4 protein-coding genes and 1 pseudogene are annotated in these 3,632 nt (G+C 51.7%); all 5 read right to left on the reverse strand.

The annotated features are described in order from the left end of the window. On the reverse strand, positions 1 to 403 hold a 403-nt coding region (locus tag AC1DSG_RS29035; protein ID WP_477793949.1), incomplete at its 3' end, for a hypothetical protein. 362 nt (positions 404 to 765) lie between these two features. Next, on the reverse strand, positions 766 to 1,254 hold the full coding sequence (locus AC1DSG_RS29040) for a winged helix-turn-helix domain-containing protein (RefSeq protein ID WP_477793950.1): 489 nt from the start codon (positions 1,252 to 1,254) through the stop codon (positions 766 to 768). 101 nt (positions 1,255 to 1,355) lie between these two features. Continuing rightward, positions 1,356 to 2,474, reverse strand: a pseudogene (locus AC1DSG_RS29045) (EAL domain-containing protein). Next, positions 2,405 to 2,989: a CSS-motif domain-containing protein gene (locus tag AC1DSG_RS29050; RefSeq protein WP_477793951.1), complete on the reverse strand. Its 585-nt coding sequence runs from the start codon at positions 2,987 to 2,989 to the stop codon at positions 2,405 to 2,407. The pseudogene AC1DSG_RS29045 and the gene AC1DSG_RS29050 overlap by 70 nt, the downstream one beginning before the upstream one ends. A gap of 453 nt (positions 2,990 to 3,442) precedes the next feature. Continuing rightward, positions 3,443 to 3,632, reverse strand: a 190-nt coding sequence (locus AC1DSG_RS29055; protein WP_477793952.1) for an integrase core domain-containing protein, incomplete at its 5' end; no start/stop codon positions are given.

The raw sequence follows: 3,632 nt of genomic DNA on the forward strand, positions 1-3,632 counted from the left end.
ACGGTAGAGCGTCAGAGGCGTAACGGTAGAGCGTCAGAGGCGTATCGATTTGCGAGTAATAGGCTCTGTTGAAATTGAGTTCATGATCATCATTCTCAATGTGAAGGCTGACTTGGGAGTGCATTTCGGAAATCGAACTCAACGTGATACTGCCCCACGCGTGACCTGTTACGCCAAGGGAAAATAGCCTGGACCAGTCGGCGCTTTTCTGGAAATCATAGGCTCGATCTTCCTGGAGCTGGAGGCGCGAATACTCTGGGAAAACATCGCCGTTCTCGAACACTGAAACCCCATTAGCGAAGTACGTGTCATAAGGGCGTTGTTGTTCAATAAAAAAATAACTGGCGTGTGCGGCGAGAAGCAGGACCACCGTCCCCCACAGCCAAGCATTCAAGCGCCTCACTGAAGGCACTCCATGAGTTGGTCGTCGGTCAGGCGGGACAGTTGTGATTTATGCACGAATATTGAATAAATACGATGGGTTTGGCTGATGCAGATAACATCTTAAAAATTGTAGGTTCTATTGAACAATAGCGTTACCGGGGACTGGCTCAAGTTGAGTAGTTTTTGGCGCACTGGTGCCAGTTCAGTATCCAGGACATGCGCTTGTGCCTCGTCCGGTGCCGTGTATAACAAGCGGTTATCGCCTGACTGCTGGCTAATGGTGGATAACCCGGGTTGCAGTAATAAGGTCCAGTTGATACGCCAGATCAGAGAGCACAGGAGAATGACGATAACCATCAACAGCCAGACATGAGTAGGTAACTATGGGCGAGGGAGACGCTTGTCTTCGCGCATGACAATCGTCGGCTGAGGAGCTGCATCGCAAGCGTCCAGCTCAATTGTGTTGTCAGGGGCTGACCATTCTTCCGGGGGCGCTAGAAAACGGGAATTGAATTGGTACCCACGGCGGGGGATGGTCTGGATGATATCTTTCGACGCTTCATCCCTCAATTGCTCACGAACGCTGGATACCGCTTGATTCAAACTGCTTTGGGTGACGATGCGACCCGGCCAGGCATACGCGAGGATGTCGTTCCGAGCGACGATCGTATCGGTCTTCTGGATCAGCAGTTCGAGTATCCGGGATGCGGAGTAACTGAGTTCTACCCTGGCGCCTGCAGGATCGCCAAAAGTCAGCAATTGTCGAGTCGGTTCGAATAGTGCGAGACCGGCAGTGCGGGGGCAACGGATCACATGGCCAATGGTCTGTGGTAGCGTCACGGATTGCCCTAGTTCAGCTGTAGAGGTCATGTTGTTGTCTCAAATTTCCGATTTTCGCATAGGTGCGTAGATCATCTGGCACAGCCAGGCCTTACGAGGGGACGCCACACCGGCAGGTGTTGGGCATCCGACTATCTGGCGCGGCTTTCTGCAGCGGGCGCAGTGACAGAGAAAAAGCCCTTGGCCAGTTGTTCGATGGGCAGGTCATGTGAGTAATACCAACCCTGTACCAGAGGTATGCCGGCGATCTTGACAGTCTGAATCTGTTCGAAAGTTTCCAGTCCTTCGGCTACCACGGTGAGCTTGAGTGAGTGAGCCAGCCGCGTGAGATACCAGAGGATACTGTCATTCGAGTAGAGTTTTTCCGGATTGAGGAAGGAACGATCAAGTTTCAGGATATCGACGGGTAACTCACCGAGATTGTGCAAGCTGGAATAGCCGATGCCGAAGTCATCAATGGCAATCCGATGCCCCATCTCCCGCAGGCGTTGCAGATGAATACGGGCCCGATCTGTGTCAAAGAGTGAGCGCTCCATCACTTCAAAAACAATCCGCTTCGCCGGTATGCCATATGTTCTGAGCAAGTCTTCTACAAAGCCGGGGAAATCGGAGTCTGTTACATCGTGTGCCGACAAATTGATGGTGATGTACAGGTCATCAAGCGCTCATAAATAGGTCCGCTCGTCCTCGGCAACTTGCTTGCATACCCAGCGTGTCAGCTGGCGGATGATCCTTCCTTTTTCCGTCAAAGGGATAAAAACATGAGGAGCGACGGGCTTGCCACCATGGGTCCACCGCAGGAGTGCTTCGGCACCTTTCCAACGCCCGGTTTGTATATCGACGATGGGCTGATAGTGTACTTTGAGTTGATTGCTTGTTAGTGCCTTGCGCAACTTGGCCAGTAGCGAGTATCGGTAGGTGTATGTAACGCTCGTCAGGTGGCAGAGCGTTAGGACGACGATCAGACTCGCGATCAGCAATCCAGCGAACAAGATGAGCCAAATCTGGTAATACGTGCTGATCGGCAAAGACAGCAGGGCAAACAACCCAGCCCATTTCACGGGATAAGCTATGTACAAACGCTCGTCACCGAATGTTAGTTCATACGGCACGGGGCGTTTGGRCAACGCAATAGTCGTAACGTCATTGGAAAAAAGAGACTCAAGCGAGTGCTCGTCTATCAGATCAAGGGAAAGCGTTGGCGCCTGAGGGGCGGCCGCATGTCTATCAAAATTCCTTTGTTCAACCACAGGTAGCTGTTGTCTTGAGATATAACGACTGTTCCAGCATCGGCTGATACACCCGGTCCTGCATTAAACCAGTAGGCGCGACTAGCCTCTGCAGTGTAATGGTTGGAGGCTCCATCACTGGGCAATACAGTGGCATTCTCTTGAGTTCCGAAAGAGTGACAGACTATGCCTGAGTCCAGGCGTACCGCCGCTTCGTTGACATAGCGCCATTGACGGATAATTTGTGCCTGAAGTCGAAAGATCTCGGCGGTACAGTCGGTTGTGGCAATGTTTGAGTGGCTGATGCTATTGAGGCGGTCAAGGGTATCGACAACTTGTGAGCTGAGCTCATTCAAGCGGCTGAGCTCTTGTTGCTTTATGTCTGCCAGCTGTCGATCAAAGTATTGGTAGGTCAATGCGCCACTTGCCCACCAGGAGACGGGGGCACACAGGGCGAGCCACAGGCCGGCAATCAAGAGGCGTGCGCGCAGGTGGCATTCGAGCATCCTGCTCAATCGGGACATAAAGTCATTCATGGTTTTTCACCGTGTTGAAAACACTCAACGTCGCCATGGTGCTGGCTGTAGGAGAAGAGGAGTTCATAACGTTTGCTGCCTTAACGCTGCTCTGCTGCGTGTAGGGAAATAGGAGTTTTGACTATTAGACAGCTACTCTGGATTACGAAATTAAAAGCTGTGAATTCACTCTAATTCACAGTCTTTTCATGTTCGAGCCTGCACTCTCTAATTCCATACCTATAAGAGTCTACCCGGTTTTAGGGGCGAATGCCTCACCAACAATTTTATCTTTTGAATGTACTGTTGCGCCTGCCCTCTTGTCTCGTTCTATCCCATAGAGAGACGGTTAAAGGGGCGTATTGTTGGTTGATCACATTTGTTTTCACAAAACGTTTTTGCAGCAAGCTGGGCGTCAGYAGTAATAAAGAGGGGAGTGGACTTGCCCCTACAAAACCGGACACCAACTCCCCGTTAAATGGATGCCACTGCCAAGCGCCTGAATTCTCTCGGTGAGCGATAGTTCAAAGCGCTGTGCGGATGCTGCTCGTTGTAATGCTCAAAGGCAATTGCCAGGTTACGCAGCGCCGTTTCTCGATCCGGCTTGGGCATGTGCGCCACATAATCCCGCTTGATCGTCTTCACGAAGCTCTCGGCCATGCCG

Source organism: Pseudomonas sp. P5_A12, assembly GCF_056400685.1.

Coding starts and splice junctions, on each gene's coding strand:
- AC1DSG_RS29050 (WP_477793951.1), bottom strand. CDS start 2,989: ATGAATGACTTTATGTCCCGATTGAGCAGGATGCTCGAATGCCACCTG.
- AC1DSG_RS29040 (WP_477793950.1), bottom strand. CDS start 1,254: ATGACCTCTACAGCTGAACTAGGGCAATCCGTGACGCTACCACAGACC.